Source organism: Saccharothrix variisporea (genome assembly GCF_003634995.1).
Taxonomy (GTDB): Bacteria; Actinomycetota; Actinomycetes; order Mycobacteriales; family Pseudonocardiaceae; genus Actinosynnema; species Actinosynnema variisporeum.
The window spans coordinates 5,430,992-5,450,521 of record NZ_RBXR01000001.1 but is presented as its reverse complement, the minus strand read 5'-3'; the positions used below and the strand labels follow the sequence as shown (position 1 = coordinate 5,450,521).

General features: G+C 70.4%; 17 protein-coding genes. 7 read left to right on the top strand and 10 right to left on the bottom strand.

All coding sequences use genetic code 11. The features are described 5' to 3' along the window. Positions 1 to 26 precede the first annotated feature (26 nt). A complete protein-coding gene (locus tag DFJ66_RS24555) occupies positions 27 to 1,535 on the bottom strand; it encodes a sodium:solute symporter family protein (protein WP_121224170.1) in 1,509 nt (502 codons plus the stop codon). 240 nt (positions 1,536 to 1,775) lie between these two features. Here DFJ66_RS24555 and DFJ66_RS24550 point away from each other — a divergent pair, with 240 nt between their 5' ends. Further along, positions 1,776 to 2,477 carry a response regulator transcription factor gene (locus tag DFJ66_RS24550; RefSeq protein ID WP_121231688.1) on the top strand — a complete coding sequence of 234 codons (702 nt, stop codon included), beginning with the start codon at positions 1,776 to 1,778 and terminating at the stop codon, positions 2,475 to 2,477. Between the two features lie 116 nt (positions 2,478 to 2,593). Then, positions 2,594 to 4,432, top strand: a complete 1,839-nt coding sequence (locus tag DFJ66_RS24545; protein WP_121224168.1) for an acyl-CoA dehydrogenase — start codon at positions 2,594 to 2,596, stop codon at positions 4,430 to 4,432. 63 nt (positions 4,433 to 4,495) lie between these two features. On the opposite strand, the gene DFJ66_RS24540 is transcribed toward DFJ66_RS24545, so the two are convergent. The 7 genes from DFJ66_RS24540 to DFJ66_RS24515 form a co-directional block, all read right to left on the bottom strand. Beyond that, positions 4,496 to 5,299, bottom strand: a complete 804-nt coding sequence (locus DFJ66_RS24540) for a DUF1206 domain-containing protein (protein WP_121224166.1) — start codon at positions 5,297 to 5,299, stop codon at positions 4,496 to 4,498. Positions 5,300 to 5,682: 383 nt separating this feature from the next. Then, positions 5,683 to 7,902: a VanW family protein gene (locus DFJ66_RS24535; RefSeq protein ID WP_246029891.1), complete on the bottom strand. Its 2,220-nt coding sequence runs from the start codon at positions 7,900 to 7,902 to the stop codon at positions 5,683 to 5,685. An 81-nt stretch (positions 7,903 to 7,983) separates the two neighbouring features. Then, positions 7,984 to 8,277, bottom strand: coding sequence for a GroES family chaperonin (locus DFJ66_RS24530; protein WP_121231684.1), 294 nt, complete (start codon positions 8,275 to 8,277; stop codon positions 7,984 to 7,986). A 48-nt stretch (positions 8,278 to 8,325) separates the two neighbouring features. Beyond that, positions 8,326 to 10,155: an NHL domain-containing thioredoxin family protein gene (locus DFJ66_RS24525; protein WP_121231682.1), complete on the bottom strand. Its 1,830-nt coding sequence runs from the start codon at positions 10,153 to 10,155 to the stop codon at positions 8,326 to 8,328. Between the two features lie 85 nt (positions 10,156 to 10,240). Further along, a complete protein-coding gene (locus tag DFJ66_RS24520) occupies positions 10,241 to 10,615 on the bottom strand; it encodes a PIN domain-containing protein (protein ID WP_121224164.1) in 375 nt (124 codons plus the stop codon). A 444-nt stretch (positions 10,616 to 11,059) separates the two neighbouring features. Further along, entirely contained in the window at positions 11,060 to 11,206 is a 147-nt protein-coding gene (locus DFJ66_RS42950; RefSeq protein WP_170199033.1) for a hypothetical protein, read from the bottom strand. A 222-nt stretch (positions 11,207 to 11,428) separates the two neighbouring features. After that, complete coding sequence (locus DFJ66_RS24515) at positions 11,429 to 12,622, bottom strand: ATP-binding protein (protein ID WP_121224162.1); 1,194 nt, start codon at positions 12,620 to 12,622, stop codon at positions 11,429 to 11,431. 132 nt (positions 12,623 to 12,754) lie between these two features. Here DFJ66_RS24515 and DFJ66_RS24510 point away from each other — a divergent pair, with 132 nt between their 5' ends. Next, a complete protein-coding gene (locus tag DFJ66_RS24510; protein WP_121231680.1) occupies positions 12,755 to 13,369 on the top strand; it encodes an SIMPL domain-containing protein in 615 nt (204 codons plus the stop codon). A gap of 34 nt (positions 13,370 to 13,403) precedes the next feature. On the opposite strand, the gene DFJ66_RS24505 is transcribed toward DFJ66_RS24510, so the two are convergent. Then, positions 13,404 to 14,681: an acetyl-CoA C-acetyltransferase gene (locus tag DFJ66_RS24505; protein WP_121231678.1), complete on the bottom strand. Its 1,278-nt coding sequence runs from the start codon at positions 14,679 to 14,681 to the stop codon at positions 13,404 to 13,406. An 84-nt stretch (positions 14,682 to 14,765) separates the two neighbouring features. On the opposite strand from DFJ66_RS24505, the gene DFJ66_RS24500 reads away from it, so the two are divergent. Together DFJ66_RS24500 and DFJ66_RS24495 are read left to right on the top strand one after the other, a co-directional pair. After that, positions 14,766 to 16,085 carry a 3-oxoacyl-ACP reductase gene (locus tag DFJ66_RS24500; RefSeq protein ID WP_121224160.1) on the top strand — a complete coding sequence of 440 codons (1,320 nt, stop codon included), beginning with the start codon at positions 14,766 to 14,768 and terminating at the stop codon, positions 16,083 to 16,085. Then, positions 16,085 to 16,885, top strand: a complete 801-nt coding sequence (locus DFJ66_RS24495; protein ID WP_121224158.1) for a MaoC family dehydratase — start codon at positions 16,085 to 16,087, stop codon at positions 16,883 to 16,885. The genes DFJ66_RS24500 and DFJ66_RS24495 overlap by 1 nt, the downstream gene beginning before the upstream one ends. On the opposite strand, the gene DFJ66_RS24490 is transcribed toward DFJ66_RS24495, so the two are convergent. Beyond that, the gene (locus DFJ66_RS24490) at positions 16,882 to 17,559 is read right to left on the bottom strand and encodes a TetR/AcrR family transcriptional regulator (protein ID WP_121224155.1); all 678 of its coding nucleotides are present in this window, start codon (positions 17,557 to 17,559) and stop codon (positions 16,882 to 16,884) included. The genes DFJ66_RS24495 and DFJ66_RS24490 overlap by 4 nt on opposite strands. A 101-nt stretch (positions 17,560 to 17,660) precedes the next feature. Here DFJ66_RS24490 and DFJ66_RS24485 point away from each other — a divergent pair, with 101 nt between their 5' ends. Together DFJ66_RS24485 and DFJ66_RS24480 are read left to right on the top strand one after the other, a co-directional pair. After that, positions 17,661 to 18,305 (top strand): SCP2 sterol-binding domain-containing protein, encoded by a 645-nt coding sequence (locus DFJ66_RS24485; RefSeq protein WP_121224153.1) that lies wholly within the window; start codon positions 17,661 to 17,663, stop codon positions 18,303 to 18,305. A gap of 4 nt (positions 18,306 to 18,309) precedes the next feature. Further along, the gene (locus tag DFJ66_RS24480) at positions 18,310 to 19,518 is read left to right on the top strand and encodes an acyl-CoA dehydrogenase family protein (RefSeq protein ID WP_121224151.1); all 1,209 of its coding nucleotides are present in this window, start codon (positions 18,310 to 18,312) and stop codon (positions 19,516 to 19,518) included. The last annotated feature ends 12 nt before the right edge of the window (positions 19,519 to 19,530 follow it).

Sequence of the window (19,530 nt, the reverse complement as noted above, 5' to 3'; positions counted from 1 at the left end):
CCGACGAGGGACGGGACCACGGAACGTCACGCGCGGACGGTGTCCGGTTCGGTGTCGGTTTGCAGGGAGTCGACCAGGTCAGCACGGTCCGCCGAGGGCTCCGGACGCAGGACGAGACCTACCACCAGGTACAGCACCAGCGACACCAGCAGCGGCCAAGACACGATCACCGCCTGGGTCACGAACGCCACCTTGTTCTGTTGCAACACGTACAGCACGGCCCACGTCCCGAGCCCGCCCACCACGGACGCGATCGCCGCGGTGGGCCCGACCCGCTTGAACCACGGCAGCAGCCCCAGCATCAGCGGAATGGCGATCGGTCCCATGGTCGCCGCCACCAGCGCGATCACGACCTTGAGCACGAAACCCTTGGTGTCCGCCGTCAGCGCGATCGTCATCGACAGCCCGATGAACGCGAACGTCGTCACCCGCGCCAACTGCAACTGCGCCGCCTCGGACAGCCGGGTCACGCCCTTCCACAGCCTCGGCAGCATGTCCCGCGTGATCACCGCCGAGATGACGTTCGCGTCCGACGACACCATCGCCATGGTGTGCGAGAAGAACCCGGCCAGCACCAACCCGACCATGCCCGCCGGCAGCATCGCCTTGCCCATCTCGACGTACGCCTGCTCCGCGTTGGCCTCCATGCCCGGCACGATCAGCGGCGCGGCCCACATCGGGAAGAACAGCACGAGCGGCCACACCAGCCACAGCACGGACGACAGCAGCGCGGACCGCTTGGCGGCGGCGCCGGAGGGCGCGGCCATGTAGCGCTGCGCCAGGTTCCACATGCCGCCGTTGTACTCGAGCGTCTTGATCAGGAACAGCGCCATGAAGAACACCAGCGTGTACTGGCCCGCCAGCGGCTCGGAGTGCGACGGCGGCAGTTGGTCCCAGATCTCCCACATGAACGAGATGCCGCCGAAGTGCGCGGCCACCGCGACGAACATCGCGATCCCGGCCAGGCCCTGGATGACGAACTGGCCGAAGTCGGTCAAGGCGTCGGCCCACAGTCCACCGAGGACCGAGTAGACCATCGTCACCAGACCGACGAGCGTGATGCCCAGCCACACCTCCACGCCCGCGAAACCCTTGAGCAGCAACGCGACCGCGACCCACTTGGCCGCGATGTCCACGACCTTCAGCGCGGCACCGGCCCACGCCATGAGTTGCTGCGTCGGCACGTTGTACCGGCGGGCCAGGTACTCCAGGGGCGACTTCACGCCGTGCCGGGAGCGCAGCCGGTTCCACGCGCCGGCCCACAGGAACGCGCCGATGCCCACGCCGACGCCGATGGTCAGCGCCCACCAGATGTAGACGGTCAGCCCGAGCCGGTAGGCCTCGGCGGCGAAGGCCACGAACATCACGGCGCTGTAGCCGGACATGTGGTGCGAGATGCCGGACAGCCACCACGGCATCTTGCCGCCGGCGGTGAAGAAGTCGGCGATGTTCTTGATCCGCCCGCGTGACCAGTAGCCGATGCCGACCATCACGACGAAGTACCCACCTACGACCAACCAGTCGAGGGTGCCCATCGAACCTCCCTGAACGTCCTCGGCGGGCGGCAGCGCGACAGAGCGGGCGGCGGTGGTGCGCGGCGTCCCACATGCGGGTTGTGTGACGTAGGTCTTACGGAGCCGTTGCGCTGTGCGGAAGACCACACCGGACAACTGACTCACACTTGTGACTCTTGTTCACGTACGTGACCGGGTCATACGGACAGTTTTGTTTCGCGAAACCCCGTCATGTCCCCGGCGCGAACAACTCCCATGGACATGCGCACCGGTGTCAACGGCCGTCCGCTTCCCCCGGCGGGCGCGGCTCGCCCTGCCCCGGGACCGGGGATCGCCCTGGTCGATCCCATCCCGCTGTTCCGCGAGGGCCTGTCGGCCGTCGTGCGGCGGACGCCGGGACTGCGGTGGCTCGGGTCGACCGGCCACCTGCACACGGCCGTGCGGCTGCAGGAACAGCTGCGACCCGACGTGCTGCTGGTCGACTCGGTGCTGGACCCGCAGGGCCACCTCGCGACCCTGCTCACCGCCAACGACCCGCAGCTGGTGGTGATCTCGCTGGTCCGCGAGCCGCACCGGACCGCGAAGTTCGTGCGGGGCGCGTTGGCGGCGGGTGTGCGGGGGTTGGTGCCGCGCGGTGGCGAGGTGGGCGAGGTGCTCCAGGCGATCGTGCGCGGGTACCAGGAGCGCATGTACGTGGACCCGACGCTTGCACCGCTGGCGGCGGGGTTCACGCCGACCGCCGAGGCGGGGTCGCGCCGGGCGCTGTCGCGTCGGGAGTACGAAGTCCTCCAGCTGATCGCCGACGGGCTGGAGAACCAGGCCGTGGCCAACGAGCTGTACGTGTCTGTGGAGACCGTCCGCACGCACGTGAAGAACATCCTGCGCAAGCTCAGGGCCCGGGACCGGACGCACGCCGTCTCGCTGGCCTACCAGGCCGGACTGCTCTCCTCGAACATGAAGTGATCTCGTCTGCTCCACCACAACCGGGTGCCCGCCCTTGCCGGGGTTACTGACAGGTAATAAACTGTTGTTACCGGTCAGTAGGGGACAGCCCCGACCTGTTTGGAGAGAGCGACGAGATGGGTCACTACAAGAGCAACGTCCGGGACCTCGAGTTCAACCTCTTCGAGGTCTTCAACGTGCAGGACCACCTCGGCACGGGGCCGTTCGAGCAGTCCGACGAGGACACGGCGCGCGGCGTGCTGGCCGAGCTGAACAACCTGGCCGTCGGCCCGCTGGCGGAGTCCTTCGCCGACGCCGACCGCAACCCGCCCGTGTTCGACCCGAAGACGCACTCGGCGACGCTGCCCGAGTCCTTCAAGAAGTCTTACCAGGCGGTCTGGGACGGCGAGTGGTACCGCCTGTCCCTGCCCAACGAGCTGGGCGGCTTCGGCATCCCGCCGTCGGTGCAGTGGGCGGCGTCCGAGCTGATCCTGGGCGCGAACCCGGCCATCTACATGTACCTGGCCGGCCCGAACTTCGCCTCCGTGGTGTGGAAGAACGGCACCGAGGAGCAGAAGCGCTGGGCCGAGATCATGATCGAGCGCGGCTGGGGCGCCACCATGGTGCTCACCGAGCCCGACGCCGGCTCCGACGTGGGCGCGGGCCGCACCAAGGCCGTGCTCCAGGAGGACGGCTCGTGGCACCTCGACGGTGTGAAGCGGTTCATCACCTCGGGTGACCAGGACCTGACCGAGAACATCATGCACCTGGTGCTGGCGCGCCCCGAGGGCCCCGGCATCGAGGCCAAGCCCGGCACCAAGGGCCTGTCGCTGTTCCTGGTCCCGAAGTGGCACTTCGACCCGCAGACCGGTGAGTCGACCGGCGAGCGCAACGGCGCCTTCGTCACCAACGTCGAGCACAAGATGGGCCTCAAGGTCTCCACGACCTGCGAGCTCACCTTCGGCCAGCACGGCGTGCCCGCCAAGGGCTGGCTGCTGGGCGAGGTGCACGACGGCATCGCGCAGATGTTCCAGGTCATCGAGTACGCCCGCATGATGGTCGGCACCAAGGCCATCGGCACGCTGTCCACCGGCTACCTCAACGCCCTGGCCTACGCCAAGGAGCGGGTGCAGAGCGCCGACCTGACCCGCATGACCGACAAGACCGCGCCCCGGGTGACCATCACCAACCACCCGGACGTGCGCCGCTCGCTCATGCTGCAGAAGGCCTACGCCGAGGGCCTGCGCGCGGTGTACCTCTACACCGCCACCTTCCAGGACAAGATCGCCCTGGGCGGCGCCGAGAAGGAACTGGCGGAGAAGGTCAACGACCTGCTGCTGCCGATCGTCAAGGGCGTCGGCTCCGAGCGGGCCTACGAGCAGCTCGCGCAGTCGCTGCAGACGCTGGGCGGCTCCGGCTTCCTCCAGGAGTACCCGATCGAGCAGTACATCCGGGACTCCAAGATCGACTCGCTGTACGAGGGCACCACCGCCATCCAGTCGCTGGACTTCTTCTTCCGGAAGATCATCCGCGACAAGGGCCAGGCGCTGGGCTTCCTCAACGGCGAGATCCAGTCCTTCCTGGACAACGAGGGCGGCAACGGCCGGCTCAAGGAGGAGCGGGCGCTGCTCAAGCAGGGCCTGGAGGACCTCCAGGGCATCCTGGGCGCGATGATCGGCTTCCTGACCAGCTCGCAGGAGGACGTGCGCAACCTCTACAAGGTCGGCCAGAACACCGTCCGCCTGCTGATGACCGCGGGCGACGTGCTCGTCGGCTGGCTGCTGCTGCGCCAGGCCGAGGTGGCGCTGGCCAAGCTGGACGGCCAGGTGTCCGCCAAGGACAAGGCGTTCTACGAGGGCAAGGTGGCGGTCGCGTCCTTCTTCGCGAAGACCGTGCTGCCCGAGCTGTCCGCGCGCCGCAAGGTCGCCGAGAACACCGACAACTCGCTGATGGACGTGGACGAGGCCGCGTTCTGATCGGTTGAGGACGATGAGGGCGGTTCCCCCAGGGCGTTGGGGGAGCCGCCCTTTGTCACGTTCTCACCCCTTGTGCGCGCGGGCGGCGGCGAAGCAGTAGACGCCGAAGCCCAGGAACCCCAGCGCGATGACGGCCAGCAGGAAGACGCCGTAGGACTGGGCGGCGAGGGTGTGCAGGGCCTTGTCCAGGCCGCCGGACTCCGACGGGTCGGCCTCGATCGCCGCGAACCCGACCAGGACGCCGATCAAGCCGTAGGCGATGCCCTTGCCGATCCAGCCGATCCGCCCCAGCCGCTCGACCCACTGACGCGTGCCGGCGGGCAGTTCGGACATGGTCAGGTCGTCCTCGAAGGACTTCTTCACACCCTTGCGCGCCACCGCCACCCCGAGCCCGACGACGAACAACGCGACCGCGCCCACCAGCACCTGCCCGAACGGCAGCGCCAACACCTTGGCGGTCCACGTCTGCGACTGCTCGGTGGAACTCTTCTGCCCCGACCCGACCGCGTACCGGACGGCCGCGATCCCGATGACGACCCCGGTGACCGCGCGCCCGACCGACCCGATCCGCCGGTACCAGCGCTTCCGCTCCGGCGACACCCACTGGTAGCCCGACACCGCCATGCTCACCTGCCACAGCGCGAACGCGAACAACCCGATCGCCAGCACCCACAGCAACACCGGCCCGAAGGACGACTCGGCGAGCGTCGCCACCGCGCCCTTCTGGTCGGTCTGCTCACCGGAGTCGCCGAACACCACCTGCGTGGTCAACACGGCCAGCAGGACGTGGACCACCCCGTAGCAGACCATCCCCGCCCGGCCGAGGAGCTGCACGACCGGGTTGCGTCTCACCTCTTGTGCGCTCACGATCGGGTGAATACCCGGCTGTGAGCTGCGTTAAGCCGACGCGCGCAGCGCGAGGCCGGTGGATCTTCAGGCGCGCACAGCGCGCCCGCTCTTGGGCTTTTCCGTCCTCCCCGTATGGCCTGCCCGAAGGGCTACCGCACTTCGCCGGGGTTGCGGCCGAAAATTTTGCGAGGCACGAGCCAAATTTTCAGCGGCAACCCCGGCGAAGTGTGGTTGGCTCCGCCAGGCCATACGGGGAGGACGGAAAAGCCCCCGCTTGTGACCTCCCCGGAGGCCTCCCAAGCCCGCTCTTGTCTTGAGAGCGCGCCAGCGCGTCCGCTAGAAAGCGCGCCAGCGCGTTCAGCTTGAGAGCGCCAGCGCGCTCATCGAGGCAATGAAGCGCCCTAAGCGGGAGGAGCCTCGCAGACGATCTTCGGCGACGGGTCGTAGCGGACCGTGCGCGACTCGGAGCGGGTCTGGCCGGTGCGCCGGTCGGTGATGGTCCGCGTGTCGGTGACCGTGAAGCCCTGGGCGCCGTTGCTCGGCACGCACGGCTGGGTGGTCTTCTTGATCTCGTTCGGCTCGGTGAAGTTGGTCCGCTCGCTGGTCGAGCCGGTGACGTCGTAGTTCTTCGTCCCCCACAGCACGATCTTGAGCGACGACGGCGTCCAGATCGTCTGGATCGCCACGCCGGTGTCGTCGGGGTTGGTGAACTTGATGTCGATCAGGCTGTTGCCGGCGGCGTCCATGAACACCGTGGCCTCGCGCCCCGCCGGGTAGCGGGAGATCCAGTAGCTGTGCTCCTTGTGCCCGGCGTCCTTCATGCCCGCGTGGTAGGCCGCGTTGTAGAGCGTCGTGGCGAACTGCGAGATGCCGCCGCCGACCGCGCGGCCCGGGGCGCCGTTCTCGATGATGCCCGCCTCGACGTAGCCCTGGGCGGTGCCGCGGGGACCGGTGTAGCCGTTGAGCGAGAACGTCTCGCCGGGCTTCACGATCGCGCCGTTGACCTTCTGCGCCACCACGCGGATGTTCACGCCCGAGTCGGCCGCGAAGCCACCGGTCTGGAACTCGCCGATGACCTCCTTGATGCCCATCTTGTTGGCCTGCTCGGTGGTCACCTTGGCGGGCGTCTTCTTGTACTCCGCCTTGATCTCGCGCTGGTCGGGGCGCTTGAGCACGTCCAGGAACGTGGCCAGCGACTTCTCCCAGTCGATGGTGAGCCCGTCCACGGACTCCTTGACGGTGGGCCGGCCGCTCTCGAACACGATCTCGGCGTCCTTGCCCTCCTTCTCGGTGTCCTTGAGCTGCGGGCCGGCGGCCTCCACGACCTTGTTCGGGTCGACCTTGGCGTTCAGGCCGCCGCCGTCGGCGGGCTCGAAGACGAGGGTGGCGCCGAGCTGCTCGGGCGTGAGCGTGGCGTCCTTGCCCTCGCCCTTGATCACCACGGGGGACGCGACAGCGGGCTTGGCGACCTCGTCGAGCGCCTTCTGCACGCCTTCCTTGGTCGTCTTGACCGGGGTGGTCGCCACAGGCAGTTCGACGGTGCCGCCATCGGCCCAGTCGGCGAGCAGCTTCTCGCGGGCGCCGTCCACGTCCAGCTTCTGGCCCTGCTTGGGCTCCACGGCGACCGGGGTGGCGCCCTCGAACTTGATGGTGCCCTCGGCCGGCTCGTGGTCGGTCTTGGCGCGCAGGGCCTCCACCGCGCCGGACAGCTTCACCTGGTCGCTGCGGGTGGCGATGCCGACCTCGCGGGAGGTGAAGAACGAGGTGATGCGGGTGATCGGGGACAGCGGCTGGTCGCCCGCCCGGTCCAGGGTGGCCGCCCAGTCCAGCTCCAGGCCGGACGCCTTGGGGTCGACCTCGGTGTCCACGTCGCCGGCGCGGGCCTTGACCGGCTTCTCCAGGCGGGGACCGATCTCGGCGCGCAGCTTCTTCTCCGCGTCCGGGTGGCTCATGCCGCCGACGTCGACGCCGGCGACCGTCACACCGCGCGGGACGTTGCCGCTGGAGACCAGGATGTCCAGGCCGTACAGGACGACGAGCAGGCCGAACACGCCGGCCGCGACCAGGGCGACCTTCTTGCGCGACTTGCGGCGCTCGTCGACCTCCTCGGCGGCGGTGTCCTCGTCGACCATCATCGGGCCGAGGACGGTGGCTTCCGGCTCACCGACCGGGGCGGCGAACACGGTCGTCTGCTCGGACGCCGAAGGGGTGCGGGGACCGTCGAACGCCCGGGTCTCGTCGAAGGCGCGGGGCTCGTCGAACGCCCGCGTGCCGTCGAAGGCGCGGGTCTCGTCGAAAGCGCCGAACGCGCGGGTCTCGTCGGAGGGCGGCGGGGTCAGCTTGTGGGTGACCTCGTCGGGGTGGGGAGTGGGCACATCGTGGGTGACGCCGGCGGGACCCCGGAGGTTGCCGCTGTCGATGTACTGGGTCGCCTCGGCGGCCGCGGTGTCGCGCCCCGCCGGCTCGTCCGGTTCCTCCTGCGGCCAGGCGTCCTCGTCCTGGGGCCACTGCGCCTCGGCGGAGCCGTTCGTCCCGCGCTCCGAACCGGTGCCCGACGGGCGGACCGGCTGGAACGCCGTGGTCCGCTCAGCGTCGTACTCCGGTCGTTGGTTCTCCGGCACCGCTCCCCCTCTTGCCTCTCGCGCAAGGTCCTGGGACTGCTTACCCGACCGCCGTCACGCGGTGATCACGGTCAGGAGGTTCTAGAGGTAAAGGCCCGTTCCGTGGTCCGACCGCTCGGTGGCGGTCGCGTGCACGTCGCGTTCGCGCATCACCAGGTAGGTCGCGCCCTGCACCTCGACCTCGAACTGGTCGTCCGGGTTGAACAGGACGCGGTCGCCGACCTTGACGTGCCGCACGTTCGTGCCGACCCCGAGCACCTCGCCCCAGGCCAGACGCTTGGCCATCTGCGCGGTCGCCGGGATCAGGATGCCGCCGCTGCTGCGGCGCTCACCGTCCTCCGGGGAGATCCGCACCATGACGCGGTCGTGCAGCATCTGGATCTCAAGCTTGACATCGGGCACCCGATGAGTCTACGTGGCGCGTCAGACGTCCTCGTCCAGACCGCCCATCATGAGGGGCAGTCGGTTCGGGCCGTCCGCGCTGACCCGCACCGGCACACCCCAGTCCTGGCGGGTGAGCTTGCACACCGGGTGTTCGACGGCGGGGTCGTCCGTGCAGCTCGCGGCCTGTGCGACGACGTGCAGCACGCCATCGGTGAAGCCGTCCGCGATGCGCAGCACCCGCTTGAGGTCGGTGCCCACGCCCGCGCCCTCGACCAGCAGCTCCGGCGGTGAACTGGTGATCTCCAGGCGGGTGGACGGGCCGTAGCGGTCGTCCAGCTTCTGGCCGGTGGGCGGGGTGAACACGACCGACAGCTCCAGCTCGCCGGGCGCGATGACCGTGGGCGGGCGCTTGACCTGGTGGGCCTCGCCGAGGACCTTCGTGCCGGGCGCGACGGGCCGTTCCAGGCGGTGGGCGGCGGAGGCGACCACGACCAGCTCGCCGTCGACGAACAGCACGTCGCTGGGCTCGGCGATGTCCGTGGCCAGCGTCGACACCTCGCCGGTCGCGGGGTCGTAGCGGCGGACGGCGCCGTTGTAGGTGTCCGCGACCGCGATCGAGCCGTCGGGGAGGACGGCCACGCCCAGCGGGTGCTGGAGCAGGGCCTGGTCGGCGGCGCCGTCGCGGTGGCCGAAGTCGAACAGGCCCTTGCCGACGACCGTCTTGACCTCGCCGTCCTGGAGGTAGCGCAGGGCGGAGGTCTCCGAGTCGACCAGCCACAGCCGGTCACCCTGGGCGGCGAGGCCGGAGGTCTGGGCGAAGAAGGCGTCCTTGAGGGGAGCGTCGCTCAGGCCTTCGACCGTGGTGCCGGCGAGGCGCTCCAGGCGCTCCTCGACGGGCTTGAACAGGCCGAGGGTGTGGTTGCCGGCGAGTGCGATGGCCACGCCTCCGGCGGGCTCCCACCAGGCCACGTCCCACGGGCTGGTGAGGTGGATCGCGTCAGCCGGCCCGTCCGTCTCGCCGTCCCGCCACTGCTCACCGGTGCCGGCCACGGTCGTGACCTCGCCGGTGTCGAGGTTCAGGCCGCGCAGCAGGTGGTTGACGGTGTCGGCGACGACGACGTGGTAACCGACTCGCGCTGCGACGTCCTCGGGCAGGAGAGCCAGTCCGGCGGGCTCGGAGAAGGTGGGTTCGAGGCCGTCCCGGCGACCGCGTTCGCCGGTGCCGATGCGGCGGACGACGGTCTCGCCATCGGGTTCGAGCTCGACCAGGCTGTGGTGGGCGGAGTCGCTGACCAGCAGGGTGCCGGCGGGGGTGACGATGGCCTTGGCGGGGAAGCGCAGCTCGGTGTCGGCCGGGGCCGGCGGGACGTACGGGCCGTCGCCGCGGTGCAGCGTGCCCTTGGCCTCGTGCTCGGCGACGAGTTCGGAGACCACCGTCCGGAGCGCGTCGACGTGCCCTTCACCAGCGGCAACGTGCACGACGTACCCCTCGGGGTCCACGACGACGAGCGTGGGCCACGCCTTGACCGCGAAGTTCTGCCAGGTGGTCAGCTCGGGGTCGTCCAACACGGGGTGGTGCACCTCGTACCGCTCGACGGCGGCCTTGAGGGCTTCGGGGTCGGCCTCGTGGACGAACTTCGGGGAGTGGACGCCGATGGTGACCAGGACGTCGGCGAACTCGGCCTCCAGCGGACGCAGCTCGTCCAGCACGTGGAGGCAGTTGATGCAGCAGAACGTCCAGAAGTCGAGCAGGACGACCTTGCCCCGCAGGTCAGCGAGCCGAACGTCCTTCCCACCGGTGTTGAGCCAGCCACGCCCCACCAACTCGGGAGCACGAACACGGGCACGGCGGCGCTGAGCAGTCGTCACGTCCCGATCCAACACCGCGGGACGACTGTCCTGTTCCGGGGTCCACGGGTTGGGACGCCCCGCTGCGGAGCTGTCCGGCTTCGGATCACCGAACCGATCGTGGGCCCAGGACTTCGGCGCCCAGTTCGGTCACGCGGCGGCGGAGGTCGCGGTCTGCCGTGACGACGGCTCGGGGGCGGTCTTCGGGGTCGGTGCGGACGACTTCCACGATCTTGTCGTCGCCGGAGGCGTCGGCGGCCACCACGCGGACCGCGGGGGTGGATTCCACGTGACGGGCCTTGCCCTCGACGACCAGGACCACGTCGAGCGGGCCGTCGTGGAAGGGCGGTAGGCCGTGTTCGGCGACCGTCGCGAGGGAGTCGCGCAGGCGGGTGGCGGCGGCTGCCCGGTCGCGCCACCAGCCGTCCGGGACCGAGCCTACGACGTTGGCCGCGTCCACGACGAGCAGCGGGAGGGGCATCGGCCCATGCTCTCAGGAAACCCTCAAGGAATTGTCGTACCCCGGTGGCACCATGGGTGGTGTCCATGGGGGACAAGACACATTCAGGGGGAAGCAGTGATGATCCGGCGCGCCCGCAGACAGGACGACACCTGGACCGGTTCGGCCACGTCCAAGTAGTCCGGGCACCTGGTCGGGGGACATGGGAAACCCCGCGGTGCTGCCAGGTCGGGGGTCCGACAGCACCGCGGGGTCACCTTGAACATCGAGACACGATAGTGGTCTGTTACACCCTCTCCAGGGTGTGACCCAGATCACGTTTCTCGTGCTCACCATAGCCGAAGGCCCTGCCGCGCGGGAGGTGCGGCAGGGCCTTCGGCGTTTCCCCCTTCGCCGGATCGCGCGCGGACGGCGGGGCGTGCACCCGGTGTCGAGGTCGGGTGGCCGTCGCGCGCGGAGGGCGGTTCAGCGGAGGGTGGTCACCTGGGCCTGGGCGATCGCCATCAGCTCGTGGCGCATGGCCGGAGTCGGGGCCTGGTCGATCGCGCGGGCGACGGCCTTGCGGTTGCGAGCCTCGACACGACGAGCGCGGAGCTTCGCAGTGAAGTTCACGGGATTCATCCCTCTCGGAGTGCTTCTCGGTGTGTGCCTCAAGTATGCACCTTCACCGCGCCTGATGCACCCGATTATCCGGTGAGTTGAGGCACACGCCGACGAATCTACGGCGGTTACCTGTTCAGCACCCACGATTCGCCTGGAGGACACCGGGGTTCACCGGACAGCACAACAGAGGTTCTCTAGCGTTGGCACTAGAGAACCCGATACGACCGGAGATCAGTCCTCGCGGCCCAGCAGGAACCGGCCGAAGTGCGGCACGGTGAACGCGATCTGACCGCGCTCCGCGCTGTAGACCAGGCCTTTCTTGATGAGGCTGTCCCGCGCCGGCGACAGCGACGACGGCTTGCGGCCCAGGTGGTCGGCGACCTGTGCGGTGTTCACGCCCGCGTCCTTGCCGTCGGTCAGCTCCGCCATCGCCCGCAGGTACTCGCGCTCGGCCGGCGTCGCCCGCTCGTACCGCGAGCCGAAGAACCCCACGGCCAGCTCCGCGTCCGCCTCGGGCGCGGCGACGGCGACGTCCAGCGGGGTGATCGGGTCGGCGGGCGCGGCGTCCCACGCGGCCTTGCCGTAGGCCTGGATGAAGTACGGGTAGCCGCCGGAGGCGTCGAACAGGGCGTCCAGCGCCTCGTCCTGGATGCCCGCCTGCTCCCGCTCGACCGGCGCGAGCACGGCCCGGTCCGCGTCCTCGCGGGACAGCCGGTCGATCCGGACGTACCGGAACAGCCGCTCCGAGTACGACTTGGACGCCGACAGCACGGCCGGCAGGTGCGGCAACCCCGCCCCGACCACCACCAGCGGGGCGCCGGACTGGGAGAGCTCGTGGCACGCCGCGCACAGCGCCGACACGTCGTCGGGCCGCAGGTCCTGCATCTCGTCGATGAGCAGCGCGACCCCGGTGCCCACGTCCTGCGCCAGCTCGGCGACCTCGGTGAACAGCTCGACCAGGTCGATCTCGATGTCCCCGGAGTCGGCCCGGCCCTGCGCGGCGGGCACGTCGATGCCGGGCTGCCACCGGTCGCGCAGCTTCGCGTCCTCGGGGTTGGCCTTGAGCGCGAACGCCTTGAGCACCCCCAGCACCGCCTCGACGCGGTCGGGTGCCCGGTGCCGCACGGCCAGGTCGCGGATCGCCCGGTGCAGCGCGGCGGACAGCGGTCGCCGCAGCCCCGCCTCCGGCCGCGCCTCGACCTTGCCCGCACCCCACCCGCGCTTGAGCGCCATCGACCGCAGCTCGCCCAGCAGCACGGTCTTGCCGACCCCGCGCAGCCCGGTGAGCACGAGACTGCGCTCCGGACGGCCGCGCGCGACCCGTTCGAGGACCACGTCGAACGCGCTCAGCTCCTTGTCCCGCCCCGCCAGCTCGGGCGGGCGCTGCCCCGCGCCGGGGGCGAACGGGTTGCGGACCGGGTCCATCCTCGGACGGTATCGAGCTGTCTACGACCGATCCAATACTCGGCGCGTGTCGGGCAGTATTGATCTGTCTAGTGTTGGAGCTAGATCGTCTTATCGTTGCGCATGATCCGGTGTGCGGGTTGGCTGGGCGGCGTGGCTGAAGTCGTGACCAAGGGCACCGGCAAGGTCGAGCGCACCGCCGACCGCGCCGAGGTGCAGGTGAACTTCGAGACCTCCGGCGCGACCCGCACGGAGGCGGTCGACCTGCTGACCCGGCGCGTGGCGTCGGTCGAGCCGCTGCTCGCGCGTCCCGGCGTCGAGGTGCGGTCGCGGCGGCTCAACGTGCACGACAACTGGGACGGCAAACGGCGCTCGGGCACCCGCGCGGCGCAGTCCTACGCGCTGCGCGTCGACGACCTCGACCAGCTCGACGACCTGCTGGGCGCCCTGGCCGCCGCCGAACCGGCGTGGCTCAACGGCCCGTCGTGGCAGCTCGCGGCCGACGCCGAGGCGGTGCGCGAGGCGCAGAAGGAAGCCGTCCTCGACGCCCGACGCCGGGCCGAGGGGTACGCGGAGGCGCTGGGCGCGCGGCTGGGAACCCTGCTGCGGCTGGCCGACGGGGACAGCGAGGCGTACGCGATGGAGGGCATCCAGGCGGCGTACGGCGGCGCACCGGGCACGCCGCTGCGGATGGACCAGCTGAACCTGGAGGCGCAGCAGATCACAGTCACCGTCCGGTGCACCGCGACCTGGTCGCTGCTGGACTAGGGCTGCCCGTCCGAGCGCCGGGCAGCCCGCCGGCTCAGCGCTCCACGATCGCCGTCACGCCCTGGCCGCCCGCCGCGCAGATGGAGATCAGGCCGCGGCCCGAGCCCTTCTCCGCCAGGATCTTCGCCAGGGTGGCCACGATGCGTGCGCCGGTTGCCGCGAACGGGTGGCCGGCGGCCAGCGACGAGCCGTTGACGTTGAGCTTCGCGCGGTCGATGGGGCCCAGCGGGGCGTCCAAGCCCAGCTTGCCCTTGCAGAAGTCGGCGTCCTCCCAGGCCTTCAGGGTGGCCAGCACCTGGGACGCGAAGGCCTCGTGGATCTCGTAGAAGTCGAAGTCCTGCAACGACAAGCCCGCGCGGGCCAGCATCCTCGGCACGGCGTAGGCCGGGGCCATCAGCAGGCCCTCGCCGCCGTGGACGTAGTCGACGGCCGCGGTCTCGGTGAACGTGAGGTACGCCAGCACCGGCAGGTTGCGGGACGCCGCCCACTCCTCGCTCGCCAGCAGCACGGTGGACGCGCCGTCGCTGAGCGGGGTCGAGTTGCCGGCGGTCATGGTGGCGTCCTCGCCGCGGCCGAACACCGGCTTGAGCTTGGCCAGCTTCTCCACCGACGAGTCCGGGCGCAGGTTCTGGTCGCGGGTCAGGCCCTGGAACGGGGTCACCAGGTCGTCGAAGAAGCCGCGGTCGTAGGCGGCGGCCAGCTTCTGGTGGCTGGCGGCGGCCAGGGCGTCCTGGTCCTCGCGGGCGATGCCCCACTCGCGGGCGGTGATGGCGGCGTGCTCGCCCATGGACAGGCCGGTGCGCGGTTCGCCGTTGCGGGGGATGTCGGGGACGACGTGCTTGGGGCGCAGCTTGGTGACGGCCTTGAGCTTGTCGCCGGTCGAGCGGGCGCGGTTGAACTCCAGCAGCACCCCGCGCAGGTCCTCGTTGACGCCGATGGGCGCGTCGCTGGTGGTGTCCACGCCGCCCGCGATGCCGACCTCGATCTGACCCAGGGCGATCTTGTTCGCCACCGCGATCACGGCCTGCAGACCCGTGCCGCACGCCTGCTGGACGTCGTAGGCCGGGGTCTCGGCGGACAGGGCGCTGCCCAGCACGCACTCCCGCACCAGGTTGAAGTCGCGGCTGTGCTTGAGCACCGCGCCGGCGACCACTTCGCCGAGCCGCTCGCCCTGCAGCGCGAACCGGCTGACCAGGCCGTCCAGGGCGGCGGTGAACATGTCCTGGTTCGACGCCGTGGCGTAGGGGCCGTTGGAGCGCGCGAAGGGGATTCGGTTGCCGCCCAGGATGGCAACCCTGCGGATGTCGGCCATGTCGTCCTCCCGGTACGGGTGTGTGTTGTCCATATTACCTACTCGTCAGTAGACTTACTACTGAGTAGGGAGTGTGATGTCCGCATGGATCGCTACCAGTCGTTCGCCAAGTCCGGCTTCGGGCGCCTCGTCGTCGGCAAGCTCGGTCTGCCCAACCCGTACCCCCTGCGGAGGCACACCCCCGGGAAGCCCGCGCTCGACGGCCCCGTGCTGCTCGGCGGCAGCGGACGACTGGTCGAGCCGGTCGCGGCGGTGTGCAAGTCCATCGGTCTCGACGTGGCCGCCGAAGCCCGCGAGGACGAGCGGTACGCCGCCCTCGTCTTCGACGCCACCGGCATCGACAGCACGGAGAAGCTGCGCGAGCTGTACGAGTTCTTCCACCCGGTGATCCGCTCGCTCGCACCGTGCAGCCGGGTCGTCGTCCTCGGCACGCCGCCCGCACAGGCGGCCTCGCAGGTCGCGCAGCGCGCCCTCGAAGGCTTCGTCCGCAGCGTCGGCAAGGAGCTCAAGCGCGGCGGCACCGCCCAGCTCGTGTACGTCGCCGAGGGTGCCGAGGGGAACATCGAGTCCACGCTGCGGTTCCTGCTGTCCGGACGCTCGGCGTACGTGTCCGGCCAGGTCGTGCGGATCGGCACCGGCCCGGTCGAAGTCCCCGACGACTGGGAGAAGCCGCTCGCGGGCAAGGTCGCGCTGGTCACCGGGGCGTCGCGGGGCATCGGCGCCGCCATCGCGCGGGTGCTCGGCCGCGACGGCGCGCACGTCGTCTGCCTGGACATGCCCGGCCAGGGCGACGAGCTGTCCGCGGTGGCCAACGAGGTGGGCGGGTCGACGCTCCAGCTGGACATCACCGCCTCGGATGCCCCGAAGCGGATCGTCGAACACGTCACCCAGCGGCACGGCGGCGTGGACATCGTGGTGCACAACGCGGGCATCACCCGCGACCGCACGCTCGGCCGCATGGACGCCGGCCGCTGGAACGCGGTGCTCGAGGTCAACCTGGCCAGTCAGGAGCGGGTCAACCAGGCCCTGTTCGACTCCGGCGCGCTGCGCCCCAACGGCCGGATCATCGGCGTCTCCTCCATCGCGGGCATCGCGGGCAACGTCGGCCAGACCAACTACGCGACCACCAAGGCGGGCGTGATCGGGATGGTCGACTCGCTGTCCGCGACGGTCGCGGGCACCGGGGCGACGGTCAACGCGGTCGCGCCCGGCTTCATCGAGACCAAGATGACCGCGGCCGTGCCGCTGGTGATCCGCGAGGCCGGTCGGCGGATGAACAGTCTGTCCCAGGGCGGCCTGCCGGTGGACGTGGCGGAGACGATCGCGTGGTTCGCACACCCCGCGTCCTCCGGCGTCAACGGCAACGTCGTGCGGGTGTGCGGGCAGAGCCTGCTGGGGGCGTGATGGGGAACCTGACCTGGCTGTACGCCAAGGCCGCGCTCACCGGGTTCACCCGGAGGGGGTCCACGCTGCCGTCGTACTCGCGCGAACTGCGCGTGGAGGTCGACCGGGAGCACCTGGCCGCGTACAACCGCGTGTGCGGCTTCGGGGTGCGCGACGAGCTGCCGGCGACCTACCCGCACGTGCTCGCGTTCCCGTCGCAGATCGAGCTGATGACCGCGCCCGGCTTCCCGTTCCCGCTGCCGGGGACCGTGCACGTGGCGAACCGGATCACGCAGCTGCGGCCGCTGCTCGCCTCCGAACCGCTCGACCTGACCGTGCACCTGGAGAACCTGCGCCCGCACGAGCGGGGGCGGCAGTTCGACGTGGTGTCGGCGGTGTCGGTGGACGGCGAGCAGGTGTGGGTCGACGTGTCGACTTATCTCCGGATCGGCGGCGGCTCCGGGTCCGCCGACAAGGCGCAGGAGGAGCCGCCGAAGCCGACCGGGGTGTGGCGGGTCGGCGGCGACATCGGCCGCCGGTACGCCGAGGTCTCCGGCGACCGCAACCCGATCCACCTGCACCCGTTGACGGCCCGCGCGTTCGGCTTCCCCCGGGCGATCGCGCACGGGATGTGGTCGAAGGCGCGGTGCGTGGCGGCGTTCGAGGGGCGGTTGCCGGACGCGTTCACCGTGGACGTGCGGTTCAAGGCGCCGATCCTGTTGCCCGGCAAGGTGGACTTCTCCGCCAAGCCGACCGCCGACGGGTGGCGGTTCGCGCTGTGGTCGCGCAAACCCCACCTGGAAGGCGTGATCAGCGGCTAGTCGCCCTCTGGCACCCGTCGCGACGGCGGGTGCCAGATGTTGCCCTCGACCAGGTCGCCGAAGCCCATCCACACCAGGTTCATCAGCCGCGCCGCGACGACGCCCGCCGGTTCCTCGGGGTTGTCCAGCCACCAGTCGGCCAGTGCCTCGGCCGCACCGACCAGCGCGGCGGCCAGCGACTCGGCCTCCTTGTCGCCCGCGCGCGGGACGTTGGGGAAGTCCGCGGAGTGCACGAGCAGCGCGGCCACGAGGCTGATCGCCCGGCCGCGCATGTCGGCCAGTTCCTGCGCGAAGGGTCCGCCCTGGGAGGAGGCCTGGCGGTGCAGCACCTGCCAGCTCGACCGGTTCTCGCCGACGAAGCCGAAGAACGCGCGCAAGCCGCTCCACAGCTGGACGTCCGGCGGCTGGTCGGCTTCGACGCCGTCCGCGATGGCCTCCATCATCCGCGTGGACTCGCGGCGGATGCAGGTGGCGAACAGCTCCTCCTTGGAGCCCAGGTACGCGTAGAGCATCGGTTTGGAGATCCCGGCGACCTCGGAGATCTCGTCCATCGACGCGGCGTGGAAACCCAGTCGCGAGAAGACCTCCACCGCGGCGTCCATGATCTGCCGCTCGCGCACCGCGCGGGGCAGTCTCTTGGCTCGTCCGGTGCTGACCGGTTGCTCTGCGTGCATCGCACCCCCTGAAGGCTGCGGGCAAGATTACTCCGCGCCCCTTGCCGCCTTACCTACTCACCAGTAGTCTTACCGTCGAGTAGGTACGCGGAGGTGCCACCATGACCAACCTCACCACCGAGGCCATCGCGAAGCTGAGCCCGAAGGCCCTCATCGCCGCGCTCCGACAGGCCGACCCGGCCGACCCGGCGCTGCGCGACCTCGACATCGACGTCATCGCGCGCGGCATCGACCCGGCCAAGCTCGGCAAGGACGAGTTCGCCGACCTGCTCGGGGTGCTCGGCGACCTCGCCGACCGGGGCGCCGACCTCGACCTGGCCAAGATGGACCCGCACAACTTCGCCCGCATCATCTCGCGCGCGTCCAAGGACCAGATCGACGCCGTGACCTCGCGGACTGGCCTGCGCGAACGCGTGCTCGACGAGGTCTTCCGGCGCATGGAGGTCCACTTCCGCACCGACCGCGCCGGCGCCACGCGGGCCGTCGTGCACTTCCGGCTGACGGGTGGTGCCGGCGGCTCCGAGGACGTCTACGAGGCCGTCATCGAGGACGGCACCTGCACCATCAACAAGGGCGCCACCCGGGAGTCGCGCGCGACCGTCACCCTCGGCCCGGTGGAGTTCCTCAAGCTGGCCACCGGCAACGCGTCCGCGCCCGTCCTGTTCATGACCGGCAAGCTGAAGGTCAAGGGGGACTTGGGTTTCGCGGCCGGTTTCATGAGCCTCTTCGACATCCCGAAGGCGTGATGACGTGTTCTCCCTGGAACTGAACGAGGACCAGCGCGACCTGCGCGACTGGGTGCACGGCTTCGCGTCGTCGGTCATCCGCCCCGCCGCGTCCGAGTGGGACGAGCGGGAGGAGACGCCGTGGCCGGTCATCCAGGAGGCCGCGAAGATCGGGCTGTACGGGTTCGAGTCGCTGGCCACGTGGTTCGCCGACCAGGCCGGGCTGTCGCTGCCGATCGCCGTGGAGGAGCTGTTCTGGGGTGACGCCGGGATCGCGCTGGCGCTGATGGGGACGGGCCTGGCGGCGGCCGGGATCTTCGCGGCCGGCGAGCCCGAGCAGCTGGCCGAGTGGGTGCCGGAGTGCTTCGGGACGCCCGACGCGCCGCACGTGGCCGCGTTCTGCGCGTCCGAGCCGCAGGCCGGGTCGGACGTCGCGGGGTACCGGACGCGGGCGGTGTACAACGCTGCTTCCGACGAGTGGGTGATCAACGGGCAGAAGGCGTGGGCGACCAACGGCGGCATCGCCAACGTCCACGTGGTGACCGCGGTCGTCGACCCGTCGTTGGGCGCACGTGGTCAGGCCGCGTTCGTCGTGCCGCCGGGGACGCCGGGCCTGTCGTCGCCGGGGAAGATCAAGAAGCACGGGATGCGGGCGTCGCACACGGCGGACGTGTTCTTCGACGACGTGCGCGTGCCGGGCCGGTGCCTGCTGGGCGGCCGCGAGCGGTTGGAGAAGCGCTTGGCGCGGGCGCGGGAGGGGCAGTCGACCGGCGGCCAGGCGGCGATGGCGACCTTCGAGACGACCCGGCCGACCGTGGGCGCGATGGCGGTGGGCGTGGCGCGGGCGGCGTACGAGTACGCCCTGGACTACGCCAAGGACCGCGAGGCGTTCGGGCGGAAGATCATCGAGAACCAGTCCATCGCGTTCGACCTGGCGAACATGAGGATGGAGATCGACGCGGCCCGGCTGCTGGTGTGGCGAGCGGCGTGGATGGGCCGCAACAACGTCCCGTTCACGGCGGGCGAGGGGTCGATGTCCAAGCTCAAGGCGGGCGAGGTGTCGGTGTGGGTGACGGAACGGGCGATCCACATCCTGGGCGGGGCGGGGTACACGCGGGAGCACCCGGTGGAGCGGATGCACCGGGACGCCAAGATCTTCACCATCTTCGAGGGCACGTCGGAGATCCAGCGGTTGGTCGTGTCGCGGGCGATCTCGGGGATGCACATCCGTTGACGTGACCGGCGG

Bases quoted from the DNA above. Each gene is read 5' to 3' on its own strand.
- DFJ66_RS24555 (WP_121224170.1), bottom strand. From the start codon at position 1,535: ATGGGCACCCTCGACTGGTTGGTCGTAGGTGGGTACTTCGTCGTGATG.
- DFJ66_RS24550 (WP_121231688.1), top strand. From the start codon at position 1,776: ATGCGCACCGGTGTCAACGGCCGTCCGCTTCCCCCGGCGGGCGCGGCT.
- DFJ66_RS24545 (WP_121224168.1), top strand. From the start codon at position 2,594: ATGGGTCACTACAAGAGCAACGTCCGGGACCTCGAGTTCAACCTCTTC.
- DFJ66_RS24530 (WP_121231684.1), bottom strand. From the start codon at position 8,277: ATGCTGCACGACCGCGTCATGGTGCGGATCTCCCCGGAGGACGGTGAG.
- DFJ66_RS24520 (WP_121224164.1), bottom strand. From the start codon at position 10,615: ATGCCCCTCCCGCTGCTCGTCGTGGACGCGGCCAACGTCGTAGGCTCG.
- DFJ66_RS24515 (WP_121224162.1), bottom strand. From the start codon at position 12,622: ATGGACCCGGTCCGCAACCCGTTCGCCCCCGGCGCGGGGCAGCGCCCG.
- DFJ66_RS24505 (WP_121231678.1), bottom strand. From the start codon at position 14,681: ATGGCCGACATCCGCAGGGTTGCCATCCTGGGCGGCAACCGAATCCCC.
- DFJ66_RS24500 (WP_121224160.1), top strand. From the start codon at position 14,766: ATGGATCGCTACCAGTCGTTCGCCAAGTCCGGCTTCGGGCGCCTCGTC.
- DFJ66_RS24495 (WP_121224158.1), top strand. From the start codon at position 16,085: ATGGGGAACCTGACCTGGCTGTACGCCAAGGCCGCGCTCACCGGGTTC.
- DFJ66_RS24490 (WP_121224155.1), bottom strand. From the start codon at position 17,559: ATGCACGCAGAGCAACCGGTCAGCACCGGACGAGCCAAGAGACTGCCC.
- DFJ66_RS24485 (WP_121224153.1), top strand. From the start codon at position 17,661: ATGACCAACCTCACCACCGAGGCCATCGCGAAGCTGAGCCCGAAGGCC.